This is a genomic window from Variovorax sp. P1_H2, assembly GCF_056405295.1.
This window is the reverse complement of record NZ_JBFUCJ010000239.1, coordinates 1-3,368: the sequence shown is the minus strand read 5'-3', so window position 1 is coordinate 3,368 and position 3,368 is coordinate 1. Positions and strand designations below refer to the sequence as shown.

At 70.8% G+C, this 3,368-nt stretch carries 2 protein-coding genes; both read right to left on the bottom strand.

Annotated features, from left to right (window positions below; genetic code table 11):
• On the bottom strand, nucleotides 1-2,057 hold a 2,057-nt coding region (locus AC1D2E_RS35255; RefSeq protein ID WP_478201700.1), incomplete at its 3' end, for a DUF349 domain-containing protein.
• Between the two features lie 89 nt (nucleotides 2,058-2,146).
• A partial coding sequence (locus tag AC1D2E_RS35250; protein WP_478201699.1) for a DUF748 domain-containing protein occupies nucleotides 2,147-3,368 on the bottom strand: 1,222 nt, incomplete at its 5' end.

The following is a 3,368-nucleotide window of genomic DNA, read 5'->3' as shown; positions in this document are numbered from 1 at the left end:
GGCGCCACCAGGCCGTCGACGGCGGGCGCATCGGCGCGCTCGGCGGTGGGCAGCGCCTCGGCGTCCTCCGGCCCGGGCGCCTGCTCGGCGCTCTCGCCGAATTCGGCCGCGGCCTGGCCCGGCGCCACCACCTCGGTCGCGCCCACCGCGGGACCGTCGGCATTCGCGGCCTGGACCGGTGCGGCAGCCGGGGGCGCCGGCGGCGGCGCTTCGCCGCGCAACGCGGCTTCGAGCTGTGCCACCGCCGCGCGGATCTTCTGGGCGTCACCGGTGCTGTTGGCGGCCTCGAGCGCCTTGGAGGCGTTCAGGACATGGCGGTCATGTTCGCTCATCGCGGCCGAGGCCTTCTCGCGCTCGGCCGTCTTGCGGTTGAAGGCCTCGTCGATCGGGGCCCGGAAAGCGTCCCAGAGCTTCTGCTCGTGGCGGCGATCGAGCGGCACCGACTGCGCCTCCTGCTGCCAGCGCTGCTGCAGCGCCTTGACGGCGTCGATCCGCAGCATCGGCGCCGCACCGAGCTCGGCGGCCTCGGCGATCATCGCCTGGCGGCGCTCGACGCTGGCCTTCTGCGCCGCCTCGAAGGGCGCACGGGCGGCACCGAAGGCCTCGTTCCATTGCGCCTGCAGTTCGGCGAACACTTTCTCGCCGACATGGCCGGCGTCGCGCCAGCGATCGGCGAACTGGTGCAGCGCGCGGTTGAGCGCCTTCAGGTCGGTCGCCTGCGCATGTTCGGCCGCCCAGGCCTTGACCTCCTCGATCAACGCAGCGCGCAGTGCACGGTGCTCGGCCGCATCGGCGCGAACCTTCTCGAGCCAGGCCTCGACCACCTTGTGGGCTTCGTTGCAGGCTTCGTCGAAGCGCTTCCAGAGGGCGTGGTTGGGCACGCCGCCCTGGTCGGCCTGCTTCCACTGCTCGCGCAGGGCGCGCAGGGTTTCCTGCATCTTGCGGCCGCCCAGCGCCTGGCCCTCGGGCCGCTTGAGCAGGCCCTCGGCCTTGGCAACCAGGTCTTCGCGCACCTTGTCGGCGCTCCAGCGCTGCCAGCCTTCGAGCTCGCCCGCCGCCACCAGCGCCGCATGGACCCGGGCCTCGAGCGGCGGCTCGACCAGCTTGCCGTGCTCCTTGAGCACCGCGCGCAACGCAGCCGCGGCACCGGCACTGGCCTTGCCATGGCCTTCGGCGGTTTCCTGCTCGAGCTTGGCGAGCACGGACTGGACTGCGTCCTGCGCCAGGGCGCGCTTTTCGGGATCGACCTTGGGCGCGGCCGGCTTGGGCGGCGCAGCCGGTGCGGCCTCGGGCGTGCCGCCTCGCGCCACCCGCAACTCGTCGGCCCAGACCGGCACCGGCGGCAGCGGCGCGGCGGCATCCGCCGCGGCGGCCACGGCCAGGGCCAGGGCGTCGTTGAACGCATCGGACACCACCAGCAACTGCGCCTTGGAGGATTCGAGCTGCGGCGCGAAACGGGCGTCGAGGCTGCTCCAGTTCGGGTCGGCGGCGATCTCGGCCGCCTGCTGCTGCCAGTGGGCCACATCCGCGCGCAGCGCCTCTTCGACGCCCTGGGCATCGCGCCAGCTCTTGGTCGACAGCACCTCGAAGCGCTGGGCCAGCAACACCGCAGCCTCGCGGTGGACCTGGGCTCGATGCTGCAGGTCCTCGATGCCCTTCACACGCTCGGCCAGCCGGGCCTTCAGGCCCGCCAGCGGCTCGCGCGACAGCGGTGCGCCGGCCTTGGCGGCGTCGCGCTGCCAAGCCAGCGCATCGGCGATATTGAGCTTCGGCTGCGCCAGCAGGGCCTCGGCCTTGTGGGTCCATTCGACCGCCATCGCCTCCTGGCCCTTGGCCCGCTTGAGCTCGTCGAGCTTCTCGCGCAGCAGCCGCGCGGCACCCTTGTCGCGCCCGCTCAGCTCCTTGAAGACGTCCTGCATCTGCTCGGGCGACGGATTGGCCGCGAGCCAATCCCGGATGCGCTGGGCGCGCTCGCCCGAGGTCGGCGCGGTGAAGGCGCCTCCGGTCAAGGTGTCGAGGGACTGGAGGTCGTGAGGCTTGGAGGAAGTTGAAGTCACTGAGCGAATATCGTTATCTGTAGGGAAAAGCGAGGCGCCGGCAATGGCCGGCGCATGGCTCCATTTTCACCGACTTGCGGCGCTGCGGGTCAACGGGTCGCCAGTTTCAGTTCGGCGCCGGGTTTCCAGTCGTCTCCTTCAGCCTTGGTCCGCACCGCGCCGAGGAACAAACGCTCGCTGGGCAGCTTCTGGGCCAGCAGGTAGTCGCGTGCCGCGGCGCCGCGCTCCACCGCCAGTTGCCGCATCGACTCCTCGTCGACCGCGATGCTGGCCAGGAGCAGGTTTTCCATCTCCTGGACCGGCAGGTCCTTGGCCAATCCGACCATGTTGCGCGGCTTGGTGATTTCCGAGCGCTTGTAGACCGCAGTCAGGAGTTCCGGGTATTCGGCATCGCTGACCGGGCCGACCTCGGCCGCATCCTTGCCGGCCCGCACCGCGACGCGGCGCTTTTCGGCCTGCGTCATCGCGCGCAGGCGCTGGCGCTGGTAGGCATCGCGCTCCTTCTCGAGGCTCGAGGTACCCACCACCGTCATCCGCAGGCCCGGCCGGTCGTTCAGCGCCTTGGCCACCTTGTCGAGGTTGTCCTTCGCCTCCTTGGACAGTTCCGAACTGCCCGGGGCGAAGGCGATGGTGCTGGAATCGCCGCCGCCACCACCGAATCCACCGGTCAGCAGCGCGAAGGGCGCGGTGGCGGCCTTCGCGAGCAGGTTGACGATCGCCTTCAGGATCAGCGGGCCGACGCTGAACTGCGGGTCGTTGATCGACCCCCGCAGCGGCAGGTCGACGTCGATCACGCCGTTGCGGTCGGCCAGCAGCGCCACGGCCAGCCGCACCGGCAGGCTGGCCGGCGCGCCTTCGACCGGTTCGCCGAACTGCAGCTGGTTCAGCACCAGCTTGTTGGCGGCAGTCAGGGTGCCGTCGGGGGCGATCTTGTAGTTGACGTCCATGCTGAGCTTGCCGCGCTCGATGCCGTGGCCGGCGAACCGGATCGTGTAGGGCGACAGCGGCGGCAGGTCGAGCTCCTTCATCCGGGCCGTGATGTCGAGTTCGAGCGGCTTGGCCAGCGGATTGAGCTTGCCGGTGATCTCCAGCGAGGCCGTCTGCTGGGCCTTGCCGCGCAGCTCGAGCTCGGCCAGGGCCGGCTTGTCGCCCTGGGGCCTGGACGAGAAGGCGCTCAGCTTGCCGGTCAGCTCGGTGAGGTCGGCCGAGTAGTTGGGCTTGATGAACAGGTCGGAGAAATCGATCCGGCCGTTGACCAGGCTGATCGGCCCGAAGTTGATGACCGGCGCCGGCCCGCTGTCGGCCTGGGCC